Origin of the sequence: Chryseobacterium sp. 2VB, from assembly GCF_005503635.1 — a bacterium.
Classification (GTDB): domain Bacteria; phylum Bacteroidota; class Bacteroidia; order Flavobacteriales; family Weeksellaceae; genus Chryseobacterium; species Chryseobacterium cupriresistens.
The window spans coordinates 1-25,901 of sequence record NZ_SCNC01000005.1 but is presented as its reverse complement, the minus strand read 5'-3'; the positions used below and the strand labels follow the sequence as shown (position 1 = coordinate 25,901).

Annotated in this window: 22 protein-coding genes and 1 tRNA gene; 10 read left to right on the top strand and 13 right to left on the bottom strand. The window is 34.2% G+C overall.

The features are described 5' to 3' along the window. Positions 1 to 957: 957 nt before the first annotated feature. The 5 genes from FFS26_RS06790 to FFS26_RS06770 form a co-directional block, all read right to left on the bottom strand. Positions 958 to 1,221 (bottom strand): heme oxygenase, encoded by a 264-nt coding sequence (locus FFS26_RS06790; RefSeq protein ID WP_137904618.1) that lies wholly within the window; start codon positions 1,219 to 1,221, stop codon positions 958 to 960. 43 nt (positions 1,222 to 1,264) lie between these two features. Continuing rightward, positions 1,265 to 2,062, bottom strand: coding sequence for a hypothetical protein (locus FFS26_RS06785; RefSeq protein ID WP_137904617.1), 798 nt, complete (start codon positions 2,060 to 2,062; stop codon positions 1,265 to 1,267). Between the two features lie 7 nt (positions 2,063 to 2,069). Next, complete coding sequence (locus FFS26_RS06780) at positions 2,070 to 2,300, bottom strand: hypothetical protein (protein ID WP_076550606.1); 231 nt, start codon at positions 2,298 to 2,300, stop codon at positions 2,070 to 2,072. After that, entirely contained in the window at positions 2,293 to 2,631 is a 339-nt protein-coding gene (locus FFS26_RS06775) for a cupin domain-containing protein (RefSeq protein WP_171006254.1), read from the bottom strand. The genes FFS26_RS06780 and FFS26_RS06775 overlap by 8 nt, the downstream gene beginning before the upstream one ends. 140 nt (positions 2,632 to 2,771) lie before the next feature. Beyond that, complete coding sequence (locus FFS26_RS06770) at positions 2,772 to 2,990, bottom strand: hypothetical protein (RefSeq protein WP_047430084.1); 219 nt, start codon at positions 2,988 to 2,990, stop codon at positions 2,772 to 2,774. Between the two features lie 466 nt (positions 2,991 to 3,456). Here FFS26_RS06770 and FFS26_RS06765 point away from each other — a divergent pair, with 466 nt between their 5' ends. Together FFS26_RS06765 and FFS26_RS06760 are read left to right on the top strand one after the other, a co-directional pair. After that, positions 3,457 to 4,554: a calcium:proton antiporter gene (locus FFS26_RS06765; RefSeq protein ID WP_047430088.1), complete on the top strand. Its 1,098-nt coding sequence runs from the start codon at positions 3,457 to 3,459 to the stop codon at positions 4,552 to 4,554. Between the two features lie 545 nt (positions 4,555 to 5,099). After that, on the top strand, positions 5,100 to 5,339 hold the full coding sequence (locus tag FFS26_RS06760) for a hypothetical protein (protein WP_047430091.1): 240 nt from the start codon (positions 5,100 to 5,102) through the stop codon (positions 5,337 to 5,339). 1,047 nt (positions 5,340 to 6,386) lie between these two features. Here the strand turns inward: FFS26_RS06760 and FFS26_RS06755 are convergent. Genes FFS26_RS06755 through FFS26_RS22890 form a run of 3 tightly spaced genes read right to left on the bottom strand, consistent with a single transcriptional unit; the run spans position 6,387 to position 9,859 of the window. Continuing rightward, positions 6,387 to 8,654, bottom strand: a complete 2,268-nt coding sequence (locus FFS26_RS06755; RefSeq protein WP_137904615.1) for a glycosyltransferase — start codon at positions 8,652 to 8,654, stop codon at positions 6,387 to 6,389. A 44-nt stretch (positions 8,655 to 8,698) separates the two neighbouring features. Continuing rightward, positions 8,699 to 9,727: a pesticidal protein Cry7Aa gene (locus FFS26_RS06750; protein ID WP_047430094.1), complete on the bottom strand. Its 1,029-nt coding sequence runs from the start codon at positions 9,725 to 9,727 to the stop codon at positions 8,699 to 8,701. Continuing rightward, positions 9,728 to 9,859 (bottom strand): hypothetical protein, encoded by a 132-nt coding sequence (locus FFS26_RS22890; RefSeq protein WP_262484585.1) that lies wholly within the window; start codon positions 9,857 to 9,859, stop codon positions 9,728 to 9,730. 166 nt (positions 9,860 to 10,025) lie between these two features. Here FFS26_RS22890 and FFS26_RS06745 point away from each other — a divergent pair, with 166 nt between their 5' ends. The 3 genes from FFS26_RS06745 (at position 10,026) to FFS26_RS06735 (ending at position 11,903) form a co-directional block, all read left to right on the top strand. Next, positions 10,026 to 10,586, top strand: a complete 561-nt coding sequence (locus tag FFS26_RS06745) for a helix-turn-helix domain-containing protein (protein ID WP_225718514.1) — start codon at positions 10,026 to 10,028, stop codon at positions 10,584 to 10,586. A gap of 500 nt (positions 10,587 to 11,086) precedes the next feature. Further along, on the top strand, positions 11,087 to 11,356 hold the full coding sequence (locus FFS26_RS06740; RefSeq protein ID WP_052187039.1) for a hypothetical protein: 270 nt from the start codon (positions 11,087 to 11,089) through the stop codon (positions 11,354 to 11,356). A gap of 52 nt (positions 11,357 to 11,408) precedes the next feature. Then, positions 11,409 to 11,903 (top strand): CinA family protein, encoded by a 495-nt coding sequence (locus FFS26_RS06735; RefSeq protein ID WP_047387970.1) that lies wholly within the window; start codon positions 11,409 to 11,411, stop codon positions 11,901 to 11,903. Positions 11,904 to 12,145: 242 nt separating this feature from the next. On the opposite strand, the gene FFS26_RS06730 is transcribed toward FFS26_RS06735, so the two are convergent. Continuing rightward, positions 12,146 to 12,219 (bottom strand) — tRNA-Arg (locus tag FFS26_RS06730). A gap of 59 nt (positions 12,220 to 12,278) precedes the next feature. Between FFS26_RS06730 and FFS26_RS06725 the strand changes: the two genes are divergently transcribed. From FFS26_RS06725 to FFS26_RS06715, 3 genes are read left to right on the top strand one after another with little or no spacing between them, the layout of a single operon-like run. Next, positions 12,279 to 13,325, top strand: coding sequence for an ABC transporter substrate-binding protein (locus FFS26_RS06725; protein WP_171006253.1), 1,047 nt, complete (start codon positions 12,279 to 12,281; stop codon positions 13,323 to 13,325). A 43-nt stretch (positions 13,326 to 13,368) separates the two neighbouring features. Continuing rightward, on the top strand, positions 13,369 to 14,013 hold the full coding sequence (gene mtgA, locus FFS26_RS06720; protein WP_110010517.1) for a monofunctional biosynthetic peptidoglycan transglycosylase: 645 nt from the start codon (positions 13,369 to 13,371) through the stop codon (positions 14,011 to 14,013). A 13-nt stretch (positions 14,014 to 14,026) separates the two neighbouring features. Then, positions 14,027 to 16,057: a recombinase gene (locus FFS26_RS06715; protein ID WP_137904614.1), complete on the top strand. Its 2,031-nt coding sequence runs from the start codon at positions 14,027 to 14,029 to the stop codon at positions 16,055 to 16,057. Positions 16,058 to 16,347: 290 nt separating this feature from the next. Here FFS26_RS06715 and FFS26_RS06710 read toward each other — a convergent pair whose 3' ends face one another. The 4 genes from FFS26_RS06710 to FFS26_RS06695 all read right to left on the bottom strand — a co-directional run bounded on the left by FFS26_RS06710 (position 16,348) and on the right by FFS26_RS06695 (position 18,997). After that, positions 16,348 to 16,641, bottom strand: coding sequence for a hypothetical protein (locus FFS26_RS06710; RefSeq protein WP_137904613.1), 294 nt, complete (start codon positions 16,639 to 16,641; stop codon positions 16,348 to 16,350). Positions 16,642 to 16,757: 116 nt separating this feature from the next. Next, the gene (locus tag FFS26_RS06705) at positions 16,758 to 17,021 is read right to left on the bottom strand and encodes a four helix bundle protein (protein WP_228449400.1); all 264 of its coding nucleotides are present in this window, start codon (positions 17,019 to 17,021) and stop codon (positions 16,758 to 16,760) included. Between the two features lie 137 nt (positions 17,022 to 17,158). Then, on the bottom strand, positions 17,159 to 18,238 hold the full coding sequence (gene recF, locus FFS26_RS06700) for a DNA replication/repair protein RecF (protein ID WP_110010520.1): 1,080 nt from the start codon (positions 18,236 to 18,238) through the stop codon (positions 17,159 to 17,161). A gap of 3 nt (positions 18,239 to 18,241) precedes the next feature. Next, positions 18,242 to 18,997 (bottom strand): hypothetical protein, encoded by a 756-nt coding sequence (locus FFS26_RS06695; protein WP_137904612.1) that lies wholly within the window; start codon positions 18,995 to 18,997, stop codon positions 18,242 to 18,244. 18 nt (positions 18,998 to 19,015) lie between these two features. On the opposite strand from FFS26_RS06695, the gene FFS26_RS06690 reads away from it, so the two are divergent. Both FFS26_RS06690 and eco read left to right on the top strand, forming a co-directional pair. After that, a complete protein-coding gene (locus FFS26_RS06690; protein WP_137904611.1) occupies positions 19,016 to 24,940 on the top strand; it encodes an alpha-2-macroglobulin family protein in 5,925 nt (1,974 codons plus the stop codon). A 146-nt stretch (positions 24,941 to 25,086) separates the two neighbouring features. Beyond that, entirely contained in the window at positions 25,087 to 25,575 is a 489-nt protein-coding gene (eco, locus tag FFS26_RS06685; RefSeq protein WP_137904610.1) for a serine protease inhibitor ecotin, read from the top strand. The last annotated feature ends 326 nt before the right edge of the window (positions 25,576 to 25,901 follow it).

The window sequence follows — 25,901 nt, the reverse complement described above, 5'->3', positions numbered from 1 at the left end:
ATGGGACTAAAAGCATAGGATTGATCGGTAAAATTTATTTTACTAAAAACTTATGTTTCCTGCGGTGAGGATTGGAGTTTAAGAATACAGATTTAAAATAATTGATCATGTTAAACTGTTTTCATGGTTGATGTTGGACCTAATTATATTGTTCTCTAAATTGAAGTAATGTCAATCCTACCTTGTTTTTTAAAAGAATACAACTTAGAGTGGAAAAAACAGAGCATATTAAGACTCCTCCGTTGAATAATTTGGCTTTAGTGCTTCATGAACTTAGATTATTTGAAAATAATTAAAAAATAGCGCCAATAACTCTCACTTTTCAGGAGATCTCGTATGTTTTGCAAGGTCTTATTATTGCCATGAAAGAACTTGACAAATATGAAAAAGGATTGGACAGAATCTTTGCAGACCGACTTGAAATCATTTCTAAAAAGATTGAAATACAATTGAAATGAAAAGTTATATATCTACCCATTCAAATAATGTTCAACTTTCTTTTCGTCTTAAGAGTATTTATTTTGTGTATAAATGATTATTTATCAGGACTCTAAAATCATTCTATTGATCTTTTCTTCATTAAAAATATGTTGATGGTTTAAAGGGGACAGTACCTTATGAACTAGCCTTTTTTAAGAAGATAGCATCTACTCAAAACTTACTAGACTTTAGACATCTTTTCTATTTTACCTGTTAACAATTTATATACAGTAATACTTATAGAAATCCTTATCGTTTAATAAAGTCTTCATTGTCTATCATAACTATGTAATGGTTAAAAAATAATAAAAAGTTATTTCCGTAAAATTTTTTGAGCTCTAAGGGGCTCAAAATTTTCCAGAATAACTTTTTAACTTACACAGTTAGTGAGACACTACCAAAGAAATAATAGTAATGATGGTATATTGGATTAATCCCATTTAATTCCTTATCTGAATAAGGTTTGATTAGTAATTGTCAAATAACATCATAACCATTCACTCCCAAAATAAAGTAATGTTCAATTATTCTTTGAGCTTTCTTGCACATCGATAAAAGATCATTTCCTGATGTGTTGTCGAAACTAAAGTCATCATGGGTTTTCACAATATATTCAGTTACTATTTCAATATTCATTAAATCAATTTCTGTTACATCGGTTTTCAGCCTATTTTCTTCTTTGAAGAAAGGAATTTTACGGAAAATAGAATCGTTAAACCGAAAGAGATGTATTGTTTTCATTGTAAACTATTTAATAGGATGTAAAATTTAGGTTGAGGCTTTGTCAAGAAAGCTTATCTTTTATTTTTCTGTAGATCCTTTTTTTAGTTAAGGTACGTTCTGATGGTAATGGGTACAAGCCGCCTGAAAGGATATACAATAAGCTGCCCCAAAAATTATTTTTCCTACATAATTCATGACTGTAGTTAGTTAATATTTTTATGTATTCGTGTTCATATTCCTTTGCTTCCTGTAATGTGTAATTTTCTGGAATATCTTTAATAATATCCATAACATTTTGGTTAAAGGTTTTAGGTGAATATTTTTCTATAAAGTCTAATTCAAGCCTGCACATCCCGATAAGTGGAGTAAGTAAAGAAAAAATTTCATCATAAAAATTATAAATATTTACCTTCCAAGATAATCTTTCTTCTTCCGGTAAAATCTGAATAGTCAACAGAATAAGTTTTTTATGGATTACTTCCATTTCATCTGTGTAGAGTTTGTTTTGCTGCCAGAATATGAGTGAATTGATTTTATTTTTTTTAATAATATTTCCCAGTATATATTCAAACTGGATTCTAATATTCTTTATGTTCTCACTCAGGTCTTCTAAAACAGACTGCCACATGTTATGCTGGCTTAAACTGCAATATGTGCTAAATATCAATCTTGATTTGTTAATAAGCTGCTGTAATTCTTTTAACATTCTAAGAATTTCTTTAGCGTCTCTTTCTAAGGTGATGTTGGTATTTCGCAGATAGAACAGAGAGGTAAACTGGGAATAATAGGCTCTTCTTGAAATATTTTTTTTATTTCTGAGTCCCGATTTGCTCTTTGGATGCTTGATTAACTTTTTCATTAGAATTTTATTGTAGATCATTTTTCTTCATAGTTCCTTTTTCAAAGGATTTTTGTTGTATGATAAGGGAAACAAGATATTGTCTTAAATCTTTTATCGTAATATTTTTTTCTTTCTCAGAAAAAAATAATGGAGTTTCATCTAGAAGTTCATACAGTTCAGGAAATTCTTTTTGGATTTCAACTGTTTTTTTAAATATCTTTTTCGTTAAAATAGATATAGTGTTTAGATTATTCATAGCCGCTTTTTATTATTGTTACTATCATCTTAAAGCGTTTATTTCCTTTTATTGAATGACGTTTATGGGCAGGAACGATAATGCATTCACCTTCTTCCATAAAGTAAGAAGCTCCGTCTATAATGATTTCAGCTTTACCTTCAATGATCTGTGCAACAGTATCGAAAGTAGATATCTTTTCAGATAACCCTTCTTTGTCATCAAAAGATAAAACACTGATATTACCGGTCAGTTTTTCAAGTATATTTTTACTGACTACAGAATTTGGAATGTAATCTACAATCTGGCTTGTAATATATACTTTCGATTTTTCAAGTTCTCTATGATTCATCACTGTGGGTTTAAACATAAAAAGAGCACATGGTATTGTAAATAAAAGGGACAGAACTGTCTAATATTCCATCCCTTTTTCCAGTGAAAGCGTTTGATAAATATATCTTTTCATTGGCTTTAACTGTCCTTGAAAACAATTTATGAAAGATTGATTTCTTTGATAATATTGAGAACTTCTTCACGGTTTTTTCTTAATCTGTTTCCGATTCTTTCCAGCATTTCCTTTTCTTTACCTTCTTCAAGCTTCAGGTCGTGGTCCGTTAATGTTGAAAATTTTTCTTTCAATTGTTTTGATTGCACATCCCAGTCTCCTGGAATTTTGAAAGATTGGTTGCCTTTGTTGTGGTTTGTGTCCATAAGGTAGGTTTTAGTGTAACTTCATTGCTACAATACAAAGTTGGGTATTTATTAATCTATTGTATTACAGATTGTTTCTTTTATGTTGCACATATCACACTTTTACAAAATTCCAGCTTATTTTGAACATCTGAAATGTGGTTGATCATAAAAGCAGTATTTGATGACTCCTTATAAAGTAATGGAGGTGGTTAAGTCTAGGAAATGATTACAAACTTAAAATACTGCTCGATAATTCCAAATAAGTGATTGATTATTTGTATCTTGCTGAATAATTGCATTGAGCTGACAATCTGGACTCAAAGAACCAGTGTATTCACTTCTTTTCTTTCATTATTTAATACTTCCGGCATACCTCTCTGTTCCGCTTCAAATCATTTATAAAACTGTTTTTGAAAAAGGAGAGTATAAATCTGCTGATTCTTTCCAAAAGAGAATTCAATGGTAAAAAATTATTAATGTTTTTATGTATATAAAAAAATATTTAAGGATGTGGACATTTTTGATTCCTATCCTGGCATGGTTCTCTTATGTTGGAAATTCTGTTTTTTCTTCAGGGTATTACTCTGTGATTCTTACTTTATTTTTAATAGGAAGTGTTTTAGCTGCGGTGTACCATTCCGAAGTTATTGCGCATCGTTTGGGGGAACCATTTGGAACTTTGCTTTTGGCATTTGCTATTACGGTCATAGAAGTAGGGCTTATTATTTCCATTATGATGGGAGCAAAAGGGTTGGAAACCATTACTCTTGCCAGAGATACGGTTTTTGCTGCAGTGATGATAATCCTTACGGGAATCATTGGAAGCTGTATTGTGATAGGATCCTTGCGATATAGAGAACAGAGCTTTACCTTACAGGGAGTAAGTACGGCACTGATTACACTGACCTCTGTTATTATTTTTGTGCTTATTCTGCCCAATTATACGGTAAGTCACCTCGGAGGCGAATACACGTCCCTCCAACTGCTTTTTATCGCCTTGATTTCTTTAGGGCTTTATCTTGGATTTACCATGATCCAAACTTTTAGACATCGAAGCTTTTTCATTTCTCCACAAAACAAATTATCCGAGAATCTGCCTGTAGAAAGCAATAATAAAATAATTTCCACAAAACAATTGTATATCAATTGTATATTGTTAATTTTATCCCTGGGAATAGTCGTTTTGCTGGCAAAACTTCTTTCAAAGGATGTTGAACATATAGTTGTTTCTGTGGGTGCCCCCAAATCTCTTGTAGGTATCATTATTGCTGGTATTGTTCTGCTTCCGGAAGGTCTGGCTGCATTCAGAGCTGCAAAAAGTGATCAGATTCAAACTTCATTAAATCTGGCTTTTGGTTCAGCTTTAGCGAGTATCGGACTAAGTATTCCTGCGATTGCCATTATATCTGTAATAACCGGTATAAGAATGACATTGGGGATAGATATCAAATCAACAATACTTTTAGGGCTATCTCTTTTTATTATTACTGTTTCACTGGCAACAGGCAGAACTAATATCATGCAGGGAATTGTATTGATCGCTATTTTTTTAATTTATCTTTTTATTACAATTGTACCATAAACCTATTTAAGTTATGCATTATATAGCTTGATATATAGTGAAACGGCCATCTTTAGTTTATATGATATGATGGTTGATATAGAATATATTTCATCATGAATCCAAAAAAACGTTTGAAGGCTCATGAAAAGAACTTTTTTCCTTACCAAACCGACCTTTCTTATAATTTCTCACTATCGGAAATCATTAAAACGGAGAGAAAGCTAAAATTTCGATTATAACAGAATAAATGGAAAATATAAATCAAAGATGAGATACTTATACCTATAAAATCATGGAAATCCATAAACATGATCTTGGAAATTAAAAGTTATTACTTATTAGGAATTATTGCAGTAAACCATATTTTGTTTTATGACTGTGCAACAAGTAATGAGTACAAATCATATGATTATAAAGATGTTGCCCAAATATTGAAATTTCAAATAAAAACTAATGAGATAACACAGAAATTGGTTCACAACTTGGGTTAAGTCAATACTTTAAAAGTTTGAAAAGTACTCTGAACAGAAAAAAGATTTTACAAATAAAAATTATTTATCGATATGACTAGTAAAAAATATTACTTCCACGATAAAAGTCAGAATATTATATCAGAAGATCAATTAATTGGAGAAAATATAGATGCTATAGAATGTTTTCTAACTGATTATCAGCTAGAAAAGCTACATACAATAGAGCGTGTTTATATTTTGGAAAAAACATTTTTAGGAATTTTTAAGACAAGATTGTATTTATATCTTAGTGAAGATACAATATATAATTACGCTATTCAGAAAACATAACATTACTATACTTTATTATTCCTCCGATCATAGCTTAATGTTAGAATTCAAATTTGTTTGGAATATTGATGCTTTGTCTTATTTCGTTTTGATGGTTTCTGAAAGCTATATAGTATTTGTTACTCTTACTAAAACGATAACATCTTTAAAGGAGTGGTCAACGGCACTATGATGATGAAAATTAGAATTTTCACTTTCGGCTTCGCATAGCAATTACAATTTCCCATACAAAAGTCATTACATTTTGCAAAATCGAAAACTGTGTAAATAAAAAATCCCTGCTATTATGAGTAGATTTCTGTAGAGGTATAATTACACTCATATCCTGGAAACACTATATAGTAAATTTTACAGTCCGATTTAATATCCTACAGATATTAACCTTTCTAATGCTTAGGAGGAGAGTATATAACAAAACCCTCCTTTTTAGGGGAGAGTCAATTGTACTAATGAGAATGTACAACTATTATGAGCAGTAAATGTATATCTAAATAAATTACATTAATATGCTGCAAGTCATGTGATTCTATTTATTATTGTCGTATATGGAGTAGAAATAATACATTTATTTTTAACGCTCTTAGGGTATTTTTTAAGCATAACTTTTTAATGCGTCAATTCTGTGATAATATTTAATTTTCTTTGCAAGAAAGTTATAAATTTATTTTGACTGTAAATTCCAGTTTTCAGGAATTTGAAAGGTTTGTCACCTTTATGATGATTTGTGTTCATGACGTGGAATTTAATATAACTTAATTGCTGCAGTACAAGGTGGTGTTTTTATAACCTATGTATTACAGCTTGTTTTTTATATTGCAGTTATCACACATTGTTAGTATCCGGAGTCTTTTTCTTACTGAGAGAGTGATGTTTTATAAAAGGGAAAAAATCTGTGATTATGCCCATAATTGTATAAATTTGGAGCTGGAAAAAGAAGAAATCTTAAAGATCATAAACCTAAGGTCTTATTACAGAGTTGCAGATAAATGACTGATATCAGAGTTTTGATCATAGGGTTGGCTGCTGGTTGAAAAACAAGTAAACTAATTATTTAGTAAAACAGAGCCTTGCCATGAGATAGCTGACTGTTGATTCCGCTCCCTGATTGAGATTGACATTTTTCTCTTCAAGCCCATCATAACATCCACCTGTTGCAGGGTTATAAATAATCTGATGTAAATAATTTTTTCCTAAAAACCAACTAAAAGCACTCCTCATCATCTGCAAATATTTTTCATCCTTAAAAACCTTGTAGAATGTAGATAATGCAAGTATGGTGTAAGCAACATCTATGGGCTGTTCCCCGCCAATTGATTCAGGACTTTTAACCGTTTCTTTCTGTAGCCATCCTTTATTGGAGATTACTTTGATGCCGCCCTTACTAAATATTTTAGAAAGCAAAAACTTGAATGATTCATCGGCAACCTGTTTATACAGTTCATCCTTGGTGGTAATCCACGCACACAATAAAGCTTCAGGGAGTACACCGTTTCCGTAAGTGAGATAGTTTTCAAACCAATGCCAGTCTTTATGTTTTTCATGCTGATACATTTTCACCAGACGATTGGCGAGTTTTTTCAATAATGGAATATTGTTTTCAGAGTTTTGATAATGCAATCCCTTGATGATAAAAGCCATTGCCCGGGTAGAATGGATATTCTCAATAGATGAAATACTTTTTTCAATGATTGATTCTGTTTCATCAGAAAACTGCTGCGGTAAAATAGCTTTTATAGATAGAAGATTGCCCAGTGCCCAGATAGCCCTTCCATTGGAATCTTCAAGATTTGTTTCATAATTCTGCTGAGCAAATTCCTTGTTTTGATTCACATAGTTAAGAAAACTACCATCCGGTTGTTGACAAAACTTAATAAATTTTAGATAAGTGGAGATTAAGTCTAGGTCAGATTCATCTCTGCTCAGCTCATAATGTCTGCAGGCTACAATCATAGCCCGGGCATTATCGTCCAAAGTATACCCGGAATTGATATCAGGTTTGTTGATTTTAGAAAACTGGATCATCCCAAAATCCGTTGTCATATTTTTGACATGGCTTAGATTAATGTTGGGGAATGTATAATGTAATGTCATTTTATCTTTGCTGTATTGTTGAAATAATAGGGCGTGCGAAATAGAAGAATTTTCCCAGGCTGTGGGAGCCATTTTTTCCAGACTATTTGACCGTAATTTTTCCTGTACAGTTTCATTTTTTAGTAATGTATTTACGGCAACAGAAAGCTGCTTCGGAGCTTCAAAATCAATAATGATTCCAAGGTCTTCATTCAGTACTTCCAAAGCATGGGGAATAGGCGTGGAAATAATGGGACATCCGCAGCTGATGGCATACGAAAAAGTACCGCTTACTGCCTGATTTCTGTCTTTTGAAGTGAAAAGATAGACATTGGTAAGCTGAAGATAATCCAACAACTTATCTAGAGGCAGGTACTGATTGATAAAATAAGTATGATTTTCCAGATGGAGCCTCTTAACAGTATCCTTCAAAAAATCACGATATTTCTCACCTTCATACTTAATGATGCCAGGATGCGTTTTTCCAATAATCAGAAACATTACATCCGGGTTTTTGGAAATGATTTCAGGCAGAGCTTCTAAGGTGGTTTCAATATTTTTCCCCGAACCCAGTAAACCAAAGGTTGAAAGAACTTTTTTATCTTTAAATCCGTATTTCGCTTTCAGTGAAGTTTTATCGATAAATGGCAGTAAATGGGTGCCGTGGGGTATCACTTTAATTTTATCAGGTGGTATATCATAATCATTGTTCAGTATATCCGCAGAAATACTGGTCATTACAATAATAGATTTTACAAAACTGCTGATTTCTTTTACCTTTTCTTTTAATTCCCGATCCGGTTTTGGTAGAACGGTGTGAAAAGTAATGATGATATCTTTTTCTGTATTTTGAAGAAAAAGCAGTAATCCGTTGGGGGTTTCGTTGAAAAATCCAAATTCATGCTGAAGCATAACCAGTTGAATATTGTTATTCTTATTGATTTTAACAGCCAGCTCCAGATAAGATACGGCATCGGATGTATTTAAGCGATATTCTGGATCATCTTCATATTGATAATGCTCATCCTCAGTTTCCATTGGGCAGATACTGATGCTAAATGATTCTCTGAATTTTAATTTAAGGGATTGTACCAAGTCCTGACAGTATGTTGCAATACCGCATACCTTGGGAGGAAAAGTGCTTATAAAGATAATTTCAGGTATATGATAAATTGTGTTTTTATTACTTTGTAAAGGTTGTCTTTTTGTCTTTTCCTCCACGTCTGATTTTATATTTTTATTCATATTGATATTTATTTTAAACCTGACATTCTGTATAGAATAGTCAATTATGATGTGTACTGTAGTAATTCCTTCAGTAATTCAGGGATGCTTAAAGAAGCAATAGCTATTCTTTTGTCTGCAGCGCCATAGTAAATATGGAGTGTATGTCCTTCTACGATGGCTCCGGTAGGGAAGCAGACATTGTTCACTTCTCCCTTCTGTTCCCATTCTTCATCGGGCTTGAAAAGAGGATAGGGAAGTCTTGAAATTTCTTTTTCAGGAGTATCAAGGTCTAGTAAAGCAGCACATGCGCTGTAAACATATCCTTCAATGGTATCATGTACACCATGGTAGATTAAAAGCCATCCATGTTCAGTTTCTATAGGGGGGCATCCACCGCCAATATAGCTTACTTCATGCTCATATTTGGGAGATAATACAATATGTTCTTTAAAATGAAGGAAGTAGTCTTTCCAGAAATCAGGATTCAGATCTTCAATCTTTTCTATCCTTACAATTTGGATATCAGGCCTTATGCGATGTAGAAAATAAAGCTTACCATTAATTCTTCTTGGAAAAAATATCACATTTTTATCCCAAAGGAAGACCTCTTTATCCTTTATATGAGTATGCGGGAGTTTGTTGAAACGTCTGTACTTTTCTCCTATTTCACCTTGAGATTCTGCTAAAAGCTTAAACTTTTTGTATGGAATTTTTGGCACAATGATTCCTAGCTTTTGCCATGATATTAGATCCTTAGATACGGCAAGTGCACCCAATGCATTAACCCCGTCATAACTGGTATAAGTAAGGTAAAATAAGTGATCGATTTTGACAATTCTTGGATCTTCAACACCATGTTTTTCGTATTCAAATTCAGGGATAATAACCGGATTGCTGAGCCGTATTTCAGGAGTCTTATAATCCGATAATATACAGTATCCGATACTCGAGAAGTTATTCCTGGCAAGAGCCCTGTATAATAAATGTATTTTTCCGTTATCCTGAATGACTGCAGGATTTAGAACTCCTTCACTCTCAAAGTCTAATGTTGTTTTTCTGAGTATAATTCCATCTTTTTTCAAGGATACCATTTAGTTGCCGGTATTTCGGGCTTCTTGTTCCCTTTCTCTTCGTTTACTCATTTTATCCTCCCGTTTCTCTTTTGCAGATTTTGCGGGTGGAGTTTTATCTGATTTCTTTTTTCCGTCTTTTTCTTTTGACATTGTGAAATATTTTTTTGTTACCTGTAAATTTCAATCATTAAAAAAGGAAAGCTTTGCAATTGTCTTTTAATTTGTTGTATAAATCATAGATATTTCCGATTTAATAGACTAACTTTGGATAAATGACTGTTAATGAAATAATTGACGGATGTAAACAGTAAGGGAGATGAAGTTGTATGTAAAATATATGGTAAGTTTGCGCTGCAAAATGGTTGTCCATCAGGAACTGGAAAGATTGGGCATTAAAAATGCTGTCGTTGATTTAGGGACAGTAGAATTATTGGATGATATTAGCTCAGAACAAAGACAGATACTTAAAGAAAATTTGCTTAAAACAGGACTTGAAGTATTAGATGATAAAAAAAGTATCCTGATAGAGAAAATAAAGAATGTAGTGATAGAAATGATTCATTATTCAGATGAATTCCCAAAAGAAAATTTCTCAGACTATGTAAGTGAAAAATTAGGATATGATTATACTTATCTTGCCAATACCTTTTCTGAGGTAAAAGGAATGACACTTCAACATTTTATCATTATTAATAAAGTAGAAAAGGTAAAAGAACTACTGTTATATGATGAACTTAATCTTACAGAAATCTCTTATAAACTCAATTACAGCAGCGTGGCCCACCTCTCCAATCAGTTTAAAAAAATTACAGGACTTTCCCCTTCATTTTATAAACAGCTGAAACAAAGACGTCTTGGAAATCTGGAAGACTTATAATGTGTGATATATGTAAAATTATACCGGATATATATAGCTTGGTATAACACTTAAACGGCCATCTTTGTAGTATAATAATCAGGAATTCACAAAATCCATAAAGCTTATATCACTATAAATAGTGCAATTTTAGATAGGAAATAGAGTGAACAGTTGAAAATATTTATCAAACAACAGGCTGTTCTCCCGTATTTGAAACCATTGTAGTAGTCAAGAAAGATGTGAAAAAGCGAATATACGACATAGTAGGCTTAAGGATTCTCAATTTTGACAATGAGCATATTAAATCCCGATAAAATAGTAGATATGTTTTCGAAAGGGTTTAATTAATCAAGGACGGAGACCCATGGTTTCTGTCGTTTTCGTCCATATTATAGGAATTGATAGATATATAAAAATTTTCATCAACTGAGTCCATAAAACTGTTTGAACATTTATGAGTAAACAACATGTTTAAATACAAAACAGACTTTCTTATTATCACTTTAACATCAGAAGTCATGAAAACAATACACCTTTTTCAGTTTAAGAATTCCATTACCCGGAAACTTCCTTTTTTTAAGGAAGAATGTAGATTAGATAATTTAAATGATTTAATGGCCTATGATCTGATGAACACCGAAAAAGTGACTGAGTTCATTATTGAAGTTCATGATGATTTTATTTTTGAAGATATGACCAGAGAAGATCTTTTGTCAATGTGTAGAAATGCCAGAGAAATGATTGAGCATTATTTTGTTACAACCATGAATGATTATGACGTGATCTGAATATCGATTTCAGCAGCATACAAGTTTTTTTGATCAACATAAATAATAGCCCATGAAATTTCAGCAAAGTTTACTTGATTATATCAGTACTTCACTCATTACAATGAATGAAACGGTTTCTATAGCAGAAAGCGTAACCTCGGGATTAATACAGCTGGCTTTTTCCCAAATGGCTAATGCAAAACTGTTTTACAAAGGAGGAATAACGACTTTTACATTACCTGAAAAAGTTCAATTTTTAGATATAAATCAAATCGAAGTTAAGGAAAATGGTTTTGAAACCCAAAAAATGGCTGATACAATGGCTGTAAAGGTCGCTGAATCATTTGGAACAGATTGGGGAATTGCTTCTACTGGATATGCTGCATCTGTAAGAAATTCGGGATTTAAAGTGTATTCATTCTGTTCATTCAGTTACAAAGGAGAGATTGTACTTTCAAAACGCATAGAGCTTCATGATAAGACCCAGGCACTGGATGCACAGTTGTATTATACCGAATTTATTTTAGGGTGTTATAAAAGTGCATTGAATCAAATATTAATTTAACTTACCATTTACCATCAGTTTAAAAGTATAGATTTTTAATTTTTCGCTTTTATTTATGTAAATCTCTACGAGTTTCCAACTCTGTAAAATTCTTTGTCAACCCTTTATTTGATTTTATGCTTAAAAATTATTAGATTCTAAATTTTTTGAATAATTTATATCCAACATTTACAAATTTATTCATTCTTATGCAAAATAAAAATGGCGCTAACTGTCTTTAGTTGGCGCCATTTAGCTGTTTGTGACCTCGACAGGATTCAAACCTGTAACCTTCTGAGCCGTAATCAGATGCGCTATTCAGTTGCGCCACGAGGCCTTTTGTTATCTTGTTGTTTAACGGTTGCAAATATACCACTTTTTTCCGTTCTTTGAAACATGAAACAGAAAATTTTACTTTTATTTACGGTCTTCTCGCTAATTGCCTGTAAAAGAGAATCAAAAATTTCGTCCTCAGATTGGACAAATATCTCAAACCGCACCCAATTTAAGGAACATGATGGTATCCTTGAACTAAAATCGGGAAATTTCACTTATAATTTTAAGCAAAATCAAACTCCATTCAAAAAAATAATCCTGCTGAATGCAAGTATGGCCGGATATATTTCGGAGCTTGGAGCGGAAAATTTAATCATAGGAGTTTCCAGTCCGGAGTATATTTATTCAGAAAAAATTCAGAATCTGATTAAAGAAGGAAAAATTCAGAATGTAGGAAGCGAACAAAAGTATGATGTGGAAAAGATCATCTCTATGAAACCGGATGCTATTTTTACCAATCATATTGCAAGTTTTGATAATACCTATGAACTTTTAAAGAATAACGGTATCCAGGTCATATTTCTGGATGAATACATGGAACAAAAACCTTTGGAAAAAACAGCCTATATTAAACTTTTCGGAGAATTTTTAGGAAAAGAGAAAGAGGCTGAAACTAAATATCAGGAAGTAGAGAAAAACTATAACGATCTGAAGCAGCTTGCATCAAAAGCAAAAGAAAAACCTGTTGTACTTGCCAATGAGATGTATGGAGACGTTTGGTATCTTCCGGGAGGAAATACTTCCGTGGCTCATTATATTTCAGATGCCCATGCGAATTATATCATGAAGGATAATAAAGACGAAAAAGCATTGACAATGAGCTTTGAGGAAGTATATGCCAAAGCCGGTGGTGTTCAGTACTGGGTAAATGCAGGAAGCCATGCTTCGAAAAAAGAAATGCTGGGCATGAATCTTTTCTATGGGAAACTGGATGTATTCAATAAAGGGAAAATATATACCATTGCCGGAAAAGAAAAACTGAAAGCCAATGATTTTTTTGAAAGCGGTGTGATAAGGGCAGATCTGATCCTTAAAGATTATATTAAGATCTTCCATCCGGAACTTTTACCGGATTATCAGCTTACTTATATGAAAGAATTGCAGTAACTCGTACTATTTGCTTATTTTTGCCTTTCCTTTTTATCAAGTTATGTGGAAAAAAATTAAACAGCTTATCTTCATCATTCTTGTTCTGAATGTAGTTTTTATCATCTGGGGTAGATTTTTTAATCCTCCCATCACTCTTACCCAGATTGGAGGACTTTTTGAATACGGAAAACTGCACAGGGATTACATTTCCTATGACGAAATGGGAAACAATGTGAAAAAAGCCGTAATTGCCTCAGAAGATCAGAAATTTTTTGTTCATGACGGTTTCGATTATACAGCCATTGAAAAGGCGATGAAATATAATGAGAAAGGCAAAAAAATAAGAGGTGGAAGCACCATTTCCCAGCAGACGGCAAAGAATGTATTTCTCTGGCAGGGCAGAAGCTGGGTTAGAAAAGGGCTGGAAGCCGTTTATACTTTCATTATCGAAAAAGTATGGACTAAAGATATTATTCTTGAAAGATACCTGAATTCCATAGAAATGGGGCAGGGAGTATTTGGAGTGGAAGCTGCGGCACAATATTATTTTGGCAAATCATCCAAAGATTTAAGTGTCTCAGATGCAGCGTGGATTGCTGCTGTACTGCCTAATCCAAAGAAGTATGATCCTAAAAATCCATCCCCGTATCTGAGAAAGAAACATAATTGGATTATGAGACAGATGAGGAATGTGAGTTTGAAATAGTATCTTTGTACTAATGAAATTCTTTAATTCCAGCACAAATTTTGAGGCCGTTCTTAAAAAATATTTTTCTTTTAAGAACGAAACCCTTTCTTTAGAACCTTTTGCGGAGTTTCTGGAGACCATAAAAGAGGCGGACTTCACAGATGTGCTTAATTTCTTCAGAAGCAATCCTGATTTTGCTCAGAACTTTAAATATTACATTCATAATATTTTTAGAGGAAGACCTTTCAACCTTTCCCTTACAGAAGCGAATATTCTTTCAGAAAATGCCTTTTTACCTGAGCTTAAAAAAAGAATACTGAACAAGGTTCTGCCACCCGTTGAAAACGAAAACACGGTTTGGTACATGATCGATAATGTCAGTATGTGGCCGAAAAAGGATTTGAAATATCTCCATAATCTTCCTGAAAACGAGATCAATGAATTTTTACATTTATTAGGAGCATCGGATTTTATTATCCGTCCTAATGTGAAAAAAGAACTTATATTCTCTATGAACATCCTTTCCTGGAGGGTAACCGGAATGGCGATGGAAGTGGAAGTAGTGAGAATGGCACCTCAATACAGAAATTTAGACAATCCCTTTCTGGCTCTACAGAATGAGCTGGAGACATTGGCAGATGATCTTGTAAAAGATCCGGAAGTACAGCTGCATTCAAAAGACAGCAGATATAAGCAGATAAAAATCTACGCAGAACAATGCCAGGAGTTTGTGAATATTGCTTTTAAAAATTCCGCTAAATATGGTATTTCAGGAAAGATTAATCAATCCCTGTTAAAAATCCGTCAGCAGACAGAAAGAATTTATGAGATCGTACAATTACTGGTAATTGATTCCGAAGAAGATGTTCAGATCAAATCAAAACAGCTGATCTTTAATATCCTGAGCTATAAATCCCATAAAAATAACATTTCAGATCTTATCAACGACAGTACAAGGCTGATTTCCCATCTTATTACCAACCATACTGCAGAAGCTGGAACTCACTATATAACTTCTAACCGGAAAGAGTATATGACCATGTTCTACAAGGCCAGCGGCGGTGGAATAATTGTAGGAGCGCTCTGTGTTCTGAAAATGCTGTATGGATATATTCCCGGAAGTGATTTTTCACACGCTTTCCTATACTCCATGAACTATGCAATGGGATTCGTGATGATCTATCTGATGGGTTTTACCCTTGCTACAAAACAGCCGGCCATGACTGCCGCTACGATGACAAAAGTATTATCCGAAGAGGGGAATGCCCAAAGAAATAATACAGAGTTTGCCCATTTGGTATCTAAATTATTCAGAAGTCAGTTCATTGCCTTTGTAGGGAATGTGTTGCTTGCTTTTCCGGTAGCGCTTGCTATTATTTATGGGCTGGATGTCTTTTTCTCACAAAATCTTGCCGTTGAACGTTCTGATAAATTGTTAAAAGACCTCGACCCTTTTAAATCAAAAGCTATCCTGCACGCAAGTATTGCCGGATTCTATCTCTTTATTTCCGGAATTATTTCGGGAAATATCGGGAACAACTCGGTATTTTATCAGATCCCGGAAAGAATTGCCAAAAACCTTTCAGTCAGAAGCTTTTTCGGAAAGAAATTCGCAAAAGGACTTTCAAAATATTATGCTAAAAACTGGCCGGGAATTATTTCCAATTTCTGGTTTGGAGTTTTCCTTGGAGCGACTGCACCTGTCGGAATGTTTTTCGGGCTGGATCTGGATATCAGACACATTACCTTTGCCGCCGGAAATTTCGCATTAGGACTGTACGGAAAAGATTTTTCAGTAGATTCCTATACATTCTGGATATCCTTTTTTACCGTCTTTTTAATCGGATTCTTCAACTTCCTGGTAAGTTTTAGTTTATCCATGTTTTTGGCCTTCAGGTCAAGAAAAATGAACTTTGGGCAGGTAAGTGAAATCTATAAAGAGATTTTCAGATATTTTACAAAACATCCGCTGAAATTCTTCCTGCCATTACGATCCGGATTGGATAAAAAGGCAGATGATCTGATGAGCAGTACTATTTCTAATAAATCAGAAGAACATTAATACAAACAAAAAATGCTACCCTCGGGTAGCATTTTTCTATTGTTATAGCTATTAAAGACAAATAGGAAGTAATGGGCATTTTGTAGGCAAGGTTGTCCAATAAACACATTCGTTTTCATTGGCACAGCTTACGGCACAGCAGATCTCACCGACACCACCTCCTTGTATTGTTCTTAAAGTTTTTCGTGTTAGTTTTTTTGATGCAATTGATTTTTTCATGAGATTAATTTTTTTGTATGATAAATATATCAATAATATTGAATGATATTGTAAAACGATATCAAAAAAAACTATAAAATCTGTAAATCTTTAAATTTATCTGCCCCAAATTTGTCCTGGAACTTTTTAAGATAAAAGCTTTTACGCATTGTAAAGTCATGTTTCAGTAAGGGAGAATCAATTTTAATAATAATACATTCATTTTCAATATTCACACTTCTGATTTCATTGAAAAGACTTTCATCAAGATACTCTTCAAGGAAATCTTTGATGTCAAAAGCAACAAGTTTATGTTCAAAACCATAAATCCTGGCAAAAGATTTTACCAGTTCGGAGGATTGATATTCACGTTTTTTGTTCTTCATAGTTGGGTTTCGGGTTTCGGGATGGGTGATTCGGGGTTTTGGGTTGCGTGGTTTTGGCTTGGGGATTTATTTTTTACTGTAGATTATTTTTATTCCAATTTTCTATGACCCATTTTTTATAAATGTTGATTTTTCCACCTAATGTGGTTAATTGTTTCATCATTACTCGCATGGCTATAAATCAGGAAGCGAATGTAGTCATTCCTATAAGTTGATCTACCATAACCTCCAACAATATTTGTAATGACTGAATCTGAAGATCTTCTTAATTGGCTGCCTAATTCAAACAGTTCATATTTAGGCAGAAGCAGGGAGGCTTTATTGGTTTTTAAAAATAAGTCGAAAGCTATTTTATAAATATCCAGATTTCTATAACTCATATCATTTGTGTTTTAGGATCTTAAGTTAAGACAAAAAACGGTTCGATGATAAAGAATACTAGTCTTTTACTTCATATCTACGTCCACACATATTTACCTGCATTTAATACCTGGTAACTCGCATCCCGAACCTCTTACTAAACTTCAAAAATGATACTTTCTTCATTTATTTTCTTTACCACACTTTCCGTACGCTCTCTGTGAGTATCTGTAATGAAAATCTGTCCGAAACTTTCCTTGTTGACAAGTTCAATCAATTGCGAAACTCTGGTATCATCAAGCTTATCGAAAATATCATCAAGCAACAGGATAGGAGTCTTTTTGGTGAGTTCTTTTACAAGACTCATCTGAGCCAGTTTTAAAGAGATCAGGAACGATTTCTGCTGTCCCTGCGATCCGATTTTCTTGATTAATACATCATCCATTTCAAAAAGAAGATCATCCTTATGGATTCCTTTCGAAGTATATGTGAGCATACGGTCTCTCTCAAGGCTTTCCCTTAAAAGATTGTCAAAAGAATCCTCCAACAGGTGAGATTCGTAAATAACAGATACCGTTTCTTTGCCACCGGAAATAATACGATAGAAATTCTGAACAATTGGATTGAGCTGTTCTACAAATTCTTTTCTTTTCTTAAATATTTTTGTTCCGGATCTGGTGATCGGATCATCATAGATTTCCAGAGAATCTTTGTCCCAGGTTCTGTTTTTTGCAAAATATTTCAGTAACGCATTTCGCTGCTGAATGGTCTTCTGATACTGAATAAGATCAAAAAGATATTCAGAATCCGTCTGAGAGATCATTGCATCCAGAAACTTTCGTCTGCTTTCCCCGGAATCCGAAATAAGATTAGAATCATAAGGCGAGATCATAACACTCGGAAGATAACCGATATGATCAGCAAGCCTGTCGTAGTTTTTATCATTTTTTTTGATGACCTTTTTAGCTTCCTTAGGCTGGGTAATTCTGATAATATCTTCGCTGTCGTCATTCTGAATTTCCGCATCAATGGTAAAAAAGTCTTCCTCTTGCTTAATATTGTTAAGGTCCGTATTTCCTAAAAAGCTTTTTCCTACGGATAAATAATGCAAAGCATCCAGAATATTAGTTTTCCCAACGCCGTTATTACCCACAAAACAGTTGATTTGCGGGGAGAATTCAAATTTTTTCTCAGAGTGGTTTTTGAAATTATAGAGGGAAAGCTTTTTGATAATCATTCGTCAAAAATACTTCATTATTAGTAAAAATAAAAAGGGAAGTGCCGAACAAGTTTCCACCCCGAACGAATAGTAAGCGTCATCTCTTTTATTTTCAGAGAAATAGATAAGAATATAAGTTATGATACTGGCCATAAAAAAAGCAAGCGCATATTCCAAATCAAGATAAAAAACAGAAATGATACTGCTGATGAAAACAAGTCCATAAGCAATGTACTTGGTATTTTGTACCCCAATCAGCATAGGAAATGTTTTTACGGTATCGCTGTTCATATCGCGGATATCAAAAGGAAGAACAAGTGCGGTGATAAAGAAAAAACTGATCAGAAAAATAGGAATACTAAATTCAGGAAGGGTAAGCCAGCAATTAACCAATGCCCATACTAATCCTACGTAAAAAACTTTCAGTAATGGGATTTTCCGGATATAAACATCAAGAAAAAAACTATTGTAAAGCAATCCCAATATGACAATGATAAACCATTTCAGCAGTCTTATTTCATTGTGATTATGAATGATTAACAAAGCACAGACAATTCCTGCTGATGCATTGAGAACAAGTATTTTTAAAAAGTGCCTGGTATATTGGTATTTAGTATACAGATAACCACTGAAATAAGTGATGAAAATAAGTGCAAAGGTAGGGAAACGGAATGTGTTTTGCTCTTTCATGAAAAATACTGCAAAAAGAGTTCCCATAAGAGAGACATAAAGCTGGCTGTCTATAACGGTTTTTTTCAGTATTTTTAAGATGTTCATTTATCAAAATTAATATATATGAAAAGATTTTCCAAGATTTTTCTGCTTTTGCTTGTAATGCTGAGCTTTTCAACGGTATCCGCACAGAAATATTACGATACCCAATGGAAAAAAGTGGCTGAAAATAGTTCAAAAGGAGCTTATAAATCTAATCTTCCCATTATTTTAGACATACAAAAACAAGCCATGAAAGAAAATAATGCCTTCGAGCTGATCCGTTCTCTGAAAGCGGAATTCAGTATTGTAAACCAAACTGTTGACGATGACCAGAATGATGCTGCTTCTCAGTTTTTTAAAAAACTTAAAGAGGCAGAAGGAAAAATAAACGGAGAAGGTAAACTGGTGTACAAAGTTCTGCTGAATGGCTTTTTTATGGATTATTACCAACAGAATTCATGGAAAATAAACGGAAGAACCAACATCAACTCTCAGGATGCTTCGCAGATTGAAACCTGGAGTAAACTTGATTTTAAAAATTACCTGACTAAAAATTTTCAGAAGCTTGATCAGGAAAAACCTGAAATGAGAAAGATCTCGTTGGAAAAGTATAAGAATATCTTTTCAGAGACAGGAGACTTTGCCTATTTTCCGACATTGGCGGATTGGTATGCCGTTAAAAAAATAACGTTTCTATCTGAAAACAACATTTTTACCAAAAATGAGTTGACAGCCAACCGTACAACAATCAATGCAATGTATGATGAACTGATTGAACAGAATACGGGAAATCCAAAGTTGTATTTCATGAAAGAAAAGCTTACGGAAAATTGTAACTTCAACCATTGTAAGGATAAACTTCAGCAGCTTCAGAATCTTTTGAAATCCAATGTAGAGGGAGATTATAAAGTGGTTATTATGGGAGACATCATGGATGAGCTTGTGGGTAAGAAGCCTAAAGAAGCTCTTGCATTAGCTGCACAGGCTAAAAATGAATATCCGAAATCTGTTTTCCTGGAGAATATTAAAAGTAAAGAAGCCCAGATTGTCAATCCTTATCTGACTTTAAAATATGAATCCCAGACCCAGAATAATCTGCCGGTTCATTTTGTTGCGCAGTATAAGAATGTATCAGAATTTGCCCTGAATATTTATGAAGTAAAGGGTGATTTTACATCACTCCTTCAATACGTTCAGAATTCTTATTCCAATACTTTCGGAGATCTGAAAAAGAATCTGGTAAGAAAAGAAACATTCCAGCTTCCAGATCCTAAAGATTATCAGAATCATACCACTTCACTCGAAGTAAAACCTCTTCCATCAGGAATATATGTAGCAGAATTTACGGTGGCAGGAGCAGATATGAAAGATACAGACTCCAGACAGAATTTATATTTTCTGGTTTCCGGAAACAGAATTATTTATCAATCGAAAACAGACAGAAACCCTCTTTCGGATGAATTGAAACTGGTTAATAGTGAGAATGGTAAGCCTTTGGCTAATGAAGGTCTTCGGTTTTATGAATTTGTTTCCAACAAAACTTTAAATAAGATTGAAGGAACAACCAATGCCAACGGAGTATTTAAGCTTCCAGCTACAGACAGCAAAGAATATTACAGAACTTTCCTGATCCAGCAGCCTAAAACCAATGATTTTCAGATCATGCAGGTGTATGGAAACAGAGGATCTGTTGAAGATTACAATCCTAACAAACAAACCCGGTCAACTGCCCAGATCTTTATTGACAGAGGAATCTACCGTCCCGGACAGACTGTTTATTTCAAGGTGGTGAATACCAGAATGAATAAGGAAGTTGAAGCTGTTCTTTCAGGATTGAAACAAAAAATAACGTTATTGAACACCAATAGTGAAGAGGTTTCTTCCCAGGAATTTACCACCAATGAATTTGGTTCTTATCACGGAAGTTTCATCCTTCCAAAAGGAAAACTGAACGGTAATTTTTACCTGAGAATAGAAGGGGAAAGTGCTGGATATAAAAATTTCAGGGTAGAAGAGTATAAAAGACCAAAATTTGAAGTCACCTTTGATCCCGTTAAAGACGAGTACAAATATGGCCAGACGATAGAACTGAAAGGAAAAGCTGTTATGTTTTCCGGTGTTCCGCTGAGTAATACGGCCGTAAACTATGAAATCAAAAAACAGAATATCCGATGGAGATATTTCAGCTGGTATCCGCAGAATGATGATAATGAAAACTCGATTCTGGGCGAAGCAAAAACCAATGAAAAAGGAGAGTTTACGATTCGTTTGGAACTTAAAAAAGATGAAAAGCTGGAAGGAATACAGATTGATAACTATGCCATCAATGCATCTGTTACAGATATCAATGGAGAAACACAGACGGCTGATACCCAATTGAAAGTGGCTTCTGTTTCTCATTACATTCAGGCAGAAAATATCAGCAATATTTTTACAGACGAAAATGTAAAAGTAAAGGTGGAAACCAAAAATTATAACGATCAGAATCTAAAGAAACCTTATCAGGTTAAGTTATCGAAGCTGACTGCTCCGGACAGGATCTTCAGAGATAATTTCAAATCTGATGTTCAGAATCTTCCGAAATATTCAAAAGAAGAATTTATCAGCAAATTTCCACATGATCTTTTTGATAAAAACGATGAGATCAAAAACTGGAAAACCGAAAAAGTATTGATTGAAAGACAGCAGCAGCCATCCGCTGATAATTCTCAGGCAGCAGCCAGTCTTGATTTAGGAAAACTGGAAGCAGGGGATTATCAACTTGAACTTTTCAATATTGAAGGAAAAGATACGATCAAAACTTCACAGTATTTCAGTGTCTGGGATAAAACAGTTTTAAAACCCACTCAGAAAACATTCCTTACGGTTATCGCTCCGAAAGAAGAATTGCCAAGAGGTGAAAAAGCCAAAGTATATGTGTTCTCGGCAATTCCTGATGCACTGGTGAATGTTTTTGTGCAGGATGGATCCGGAAAAACCTTTTCTGAAGTTCATAAGATGAAAAAGGGAATATTAGAATACACGGCTGAGATTCCTAAAGATAAAAGTGTTTCAGATCTGAACCTTCAGTTTCAGCTGGTAGCATTTAATGATGTGAACACACAATCTGTTTCTTTAAAAACAAAAGACACAGAAAAACCTTTGAAAATAGAAACCATTACTTTCAGAGATAAGCTGGAACCTAACGTTAAAGAAAAATGGACGGTAAAAGTAACCGGAAATGATAAAGAAAAGATCAATGCTGAAATATTGGCCAATATGTATGACATGTCTCTGGATCAGTTTGCAGCAAACACATACAGCTGGAGAAAATTATATACTCCATTTGTAATAGTAACTTCTTATGGAATCAGAAATTATCTGGAACAGCAAAGCTATCAAAAGAGATTGAGGTATTTCGAAGATAGATATGTAACTGTTCCTCAGTTTAACTGGTTTGATGGAAATTATTATTCAATTTCAAGGGAAACTATAGTAGGATTTAGCAATCAGGAAGGAGTTGCACTACCCCCATCACCAATTGCTGGTGCCAAATTTAAAACAGCAAGAGCTGCCGTGGCAAAAGAAGCTGTGGTATTGAATGATAGTGCGATTGATCTCCTTGATTCAGGAAGACAATTGACGCAAGAGGAGAGAAAAAGATATACAGACGTTCCTGGCTCTGTTGATGTAGAGAAAGACTTGGATAAAGTAGCTGTACGTCAAAACCTGAATGAAACAGCATTTTTCTATCCGGATCTAAAAACCGATGTAGAAGGTAATGTAAGCTTCGAGTTCACCTCTCCGGAAGCACTGACAAAATGGAAGCTGATGTTCCTTGCCCACACCAAAGATGCAAGAGCTGCTAGCCTGGAAAAAGAAGTGGTAACGCAGAAAGAATTCTCAGTAACGCCAAACTATCCTAGATTCCTGAGAGAAGGAGATGAACTGAATCTACAGTCGAAGTTATCCAATCTTACCGATAAAAAACTCACTGGCTCTGCCGAATTACAGATTCTGGACGCCTTTACCAATGAAAATATTTCTTCAAAATTTGGAGTCACTTCCGGAGTACAAAACTTCAATCTTAATGAAAACGGAAGCAGTGCGTTAACATGGAAATTAAAGGTTCCGGATGATGTTTCTTCTGTTATTTTCAAAGTGGTGGCCAAAGCAGGAGCTTATTCTGACGGAGAACAGCAAGCCATTGCTGTATTGCCTAACAGAATGCTTGTGACGGATGCTGTTCCGGTTTTTGTGAAAGAAGGCGAAACCAAAACATTTGTATTAGATAATCTTAAAAATAATACGTCCACAACGGCTTCCAATGTTTCCAATACGTTGGAACTGACGACGAATCCGATCTGGGAGATCATGTTTGCCCTTCCAGGTCTGAAAAATGATCAGAACAATTCTGCGGATGTTATCTTTAATAAATGGTTTGCGGATGTGCTGGCTTCAGAAATTTTCAAAGCCAATCCGAAAATGAAAACGGTTTTTGAAGAATATCGGAACAAAGGACTATTACAATCAAATCTGGAAAAAAATCAGGAGTTGAAACAGTTGCTGCTTGAAGAAACTCCGTGGGTGCTGGAAAGTAAAAATGAGGGTGAGCAGATGCAGAAATTAGCGTTGCTATTTGATGTCAATACGATGAAAAATTCTATCAATCAGGATTGGGATGATTTCAAAAAACTACAGAATCCTGATGGTGGCTTCTCATGGTATCCCGGCTACCCAAGTTCTTACGGAACGTCATTGTATATCCTTAAAAACTTAGGAAAAATCAATTTCTGGTTAAAAGATAACGTGAAAGACTATCAAAGTGCTGATCAGAAAGTTCTTGTAGCAAAATTGATTCAGTATGTAGACTATGAAGTTGCCAAATATTATGATGTGAAAAAAGACAATGTCTGGAACAACTGGGCGATCGATTATCTTGATACCAGAAACTATTGGGAGCAGCAATATCCTTTAAAAGGAAAAGGTGCTACCCTGAAAACGCTGGTAAAGCAAAAAGCAAAGACAGCTAAGATCACCGATTTTACATTCTTCGGGCTTCACCGTGCGGCATTATTGATGAACGATTATGGTCTGAAAGAGGTGTCAGATAAGTTAATGACTTACCTTAAAGAAACTTCCACAGATACCAAAACACAAGGAGTGTATTGGAAACAAAACCTGAATGATTGGGGATGGTTTGGTTCAAAAGTAGTTAACCATGCCGGAGCACTGGAAGCTTTCAATAAATTAAAAGCTAATGATCAATCTTTTATTGAAGATATGAAGATCTGGCTGGTAACCCAAAAAGAAGTCAACTCATGGGGAAGCTCCAGAGGAACAGCTGAGGTGATCTTTACGATATTGAATTCAGGAAAATCATGGACGGGTACAGAAAGTGATAAAGCAACAATTGTTTGGGGAGGAAAAGAACTGGCTCCTCAGACACAGGCAACTGGTTATGTAAAATCAACCGTTAAACCGGAAGCTATAGATAAAAATTTAGCCACCGTAAAGGTTACAAAACCTGGTCCCGGAATTGTTCAGGGAGGATTGTTCTGGCAGTATTACGAAGATCTTGATAAAATTAAATCTTCTGAAAATTATATTTCTGTAACGAAAGAGCTTTATAAAAAAGTGAAAACGGTAAACGGAGAAGAGCTTCAGAAAATTTCAACAGAAACCCCATTGAAAGTGGGAGATAAAGTAACCTTAAGGATGATTCTGAATACAGACAGAGCCATGGAATTTATTAATATTAAAGATATGCGTGCAGCAGGATTCGAACCTGTAGATGTATTATCCGGATATCAATGGAAAAATAATCTGGGCTACTATCAGTCGACCAAAGATGCTTCTACCAATTTCTATATTCAGTATATGCCGAAAGGGAAATATGTATTTGAATATGATGTAGTAGCCAATGCATCCGGTAAATTCTCCAATGGAATTACCACCATGCAGAATTATTACGCACCACAGATGAATGCTCATACAAAAGGAACTGATGTGGCGATTTCAGAATAATTTATAAAAAACTGCAGTAACAATTACTGCAGTTTTTTTGTTTATAATTTCAACCAAAATAGAATAAAATCGAAAAATCAAACAATTGTTTAATTTGGAATGGTTTTTGGAATTAAGGTAATATCAATTAAAAAAATTATTAAAAGATGAAATTTTCTAAAACTTTAATTACAGGAATGGTATTGATGGCCGGAGTAAATGCTTTTGCACAAAAGAAAGCAGAAAAGTTTGAAAAACTACAGATTGAAATGTTCCCGAAAGCAAAAGAAGGTTATAAACAAGTATATATTCAGCTTCCCGTAGCAAAAAACGAAAACGATTTAAAAGTTGAGCTTTTTGTGGGTGCTGAAAAAATGTTAGACTGTAACAATTATTTCTTAATGGGAGAAATGAAAACTCAGGATCTTCAGGGATGGGGATACAACTATTATGAAGTAGAATCCAAAGGAGAAACAGCAGGAACGTTGATGGCTTGTCTGGATAAAAAACTGACTAAAAAGTTTGTTACCTTAAAGCCTGAAATCGTAAGATACAACAGCAAACTTCCATTGGTATTCTATGTACCGAAAGACATTGAAGTCCGTTACAGAATTTTACGTCCTGATGCTGCCATGAAAAAAGCAGTTCAAAAATAAATCAGCTTATTATAATTATATAGAAAACTCCTCACAGCAATGTGGGGAGTTTTCGTTTGTAATTGAATATTTTTTTATCGCAGATCTGCTGATTAAGCAGATATTCATTCCCCAAATCTATTCATCCAGTCTGTCATTCCGCAGGAATCCTGCCTCCAGATTGAGAATCAGATTAAAAAGACGATCATGATAAAAGATTCAGTTTTAAGTTTTGGCTCCTATGTTTGCAAAAGAATAAATTTACATACAAAGCAAAAGGGGTGAGAGAACAGTTTTGGCTAAATAACTCAGGAAGTATATTGTGCTTTAGAAATGTCCTCACTTCT

Bases quoted from the DNA above. Each gene is read 5' to 3' on its own strand.
- FFS26_RS06790 (WP_137904618.1), bottom strand. From the start codon at position 1,221: ATGAAAACAATACATCTCTTTCGGTTTAACGATTCTATTTTCCGTAAA.
- FFS26_RS06785 (WP_137904617.1), bottom strand. From the start codon at position 2,062: ATGAAAAAGTTAATCAAGCATCCAAAGAGCAAATCGGGACTCAGAAAT.
- FFS26_RS06780 (WP_076550606.1), bottom strand. From the start codon at position 2,300: ATGAATAATCTAAACACTATATCTATTTTAACGAAAAAGATATTTAAA.
- FFS26_RS06775 (WP_171006254.1), bottom strand. From the start codon at position 2,631: ATGAATCATAGAGAACTTGAAAAATCGAAAGTATATATTACAAGCCAG.
- FFS26_RS06770 (WP_047430084.1), bottom strand. From the start codon at position 2,990: ATGGACACAAACCACAACAAAGGCAACCAATCTTTCAAAATTCCAGGA.
- FFS26_RS06765 (WP_047430088.1), top strand. From the start codon at position 3,457: ATGTATATAAAAAAATATTTAAGGATGTGGACATTTTTGATTCCTATC.
- FFS26_RS06760 (WP_047430091.1), top strand. From the start codon at position 5,100: ATGACTAGTAAAAAATATTACTTCCACGATAAAAGTCAGAATATTATA.
- FFS26_RS06755 (WP_137904615.1), bottom strand. From the start codon at position 8,654: ATGAATAAAAATATAAAATCAGACGTGGAGGAAAAGACAAAAAGACAA.
- FFS26_RS06750 (WP_047430094.1), bottom strand. From the start codon at position 9,727: ATGGTATCCTTGAAAAAAGATGGAATTATACTCAGAAAAACAACATTA.
- FFS26_RS22890 (WP_262484585.1), bottom strand. From the start codon at position 9,859: ATGTCAAAAGAAAAAGACGGAAAAAAGAAATCAGATAAAACTCCACCC.
- FFS26_RS06745 (WP_225718514.1), top strand. From the start codon at position 10,026: ATGAAGTTGTATGTAAAATATATGGTAAGTTTGCGCTGCAAAATGGTT.
- FFS26_RS06740 (WP_052187039.1), top strand. From the start codon at position 11,087: ATGAAAACAATACACCTTTTTCAGTTTAAGAATTCCATTACCCGGAAA.
- FFS26_RS06735 (WP_047387970.1), top strand. From the start codon at position 11,409: ATGAAATTTCAGCAAAGTTTACTTGATTATATCAGTACTTCACTCATT.
- FFS26_RS06725 (WP_171006253.1), top strand. From the start codon at position 12,279: ATGAAACAGAAAATTTTACTTTTATTTACGGTCTTCTCGCTAATTGCC.
- mtgA (WP_110010517.1), top strand. From the start codon at position 13,369: ATGTGGAAAAAAATTAAACAGCTTATCTTCATCATTCTTGTTCTGAAT.
- FFS26_RS06715 (WP_137904614.1), top strand. From the start codon at position 14,027: ATGAAATTCTTTAATTCCAGCACAAATTTTGAGGCCGTTCTTAAAAAA.
- FFS26_RS06710 (WP_137904613.1), bottom strand. From the start codon at position 16,641: ATGAAGAACAAAAAACGTGAATATCAATCCTCCGAACTGGTAAAATCT.
- FFS26_RS06705 (WP_228449400.1), bottom strand. From the start codon at position 17,021: ATGAGTTATAGAAATCTGGATATTTATAAAATAGCTTTCGACTTATTT.
- recF (WP_110010520.1), bottom strand. From the start codon at position 18,238: ATGATTATCAAAAAGCTTTCCCTCTATAATTTCAAAAACCACTCTGAG.
- FFS26_RS06695 (WP_137904612.1), bottom strand. From the start codon at position 18,997: ATGAACATCTTAAAAATACTGAAAAAAACCGTTATAGACAGCCAGCTT.
- FFS26_RS06690 (WP_137904611.1), top strand. From the start codon at position 19,016: ATGAAAAGATTTTCCAAGATTTTTCTGCTTTTGCTTGTAATGCTGAGC.
- eco (WP_137904610.1), top strand. From the start codon at position 25,087: ATGAAATTTTCTAAAACTTTAATTACAGGAATGGTATTGATGGCCGGA.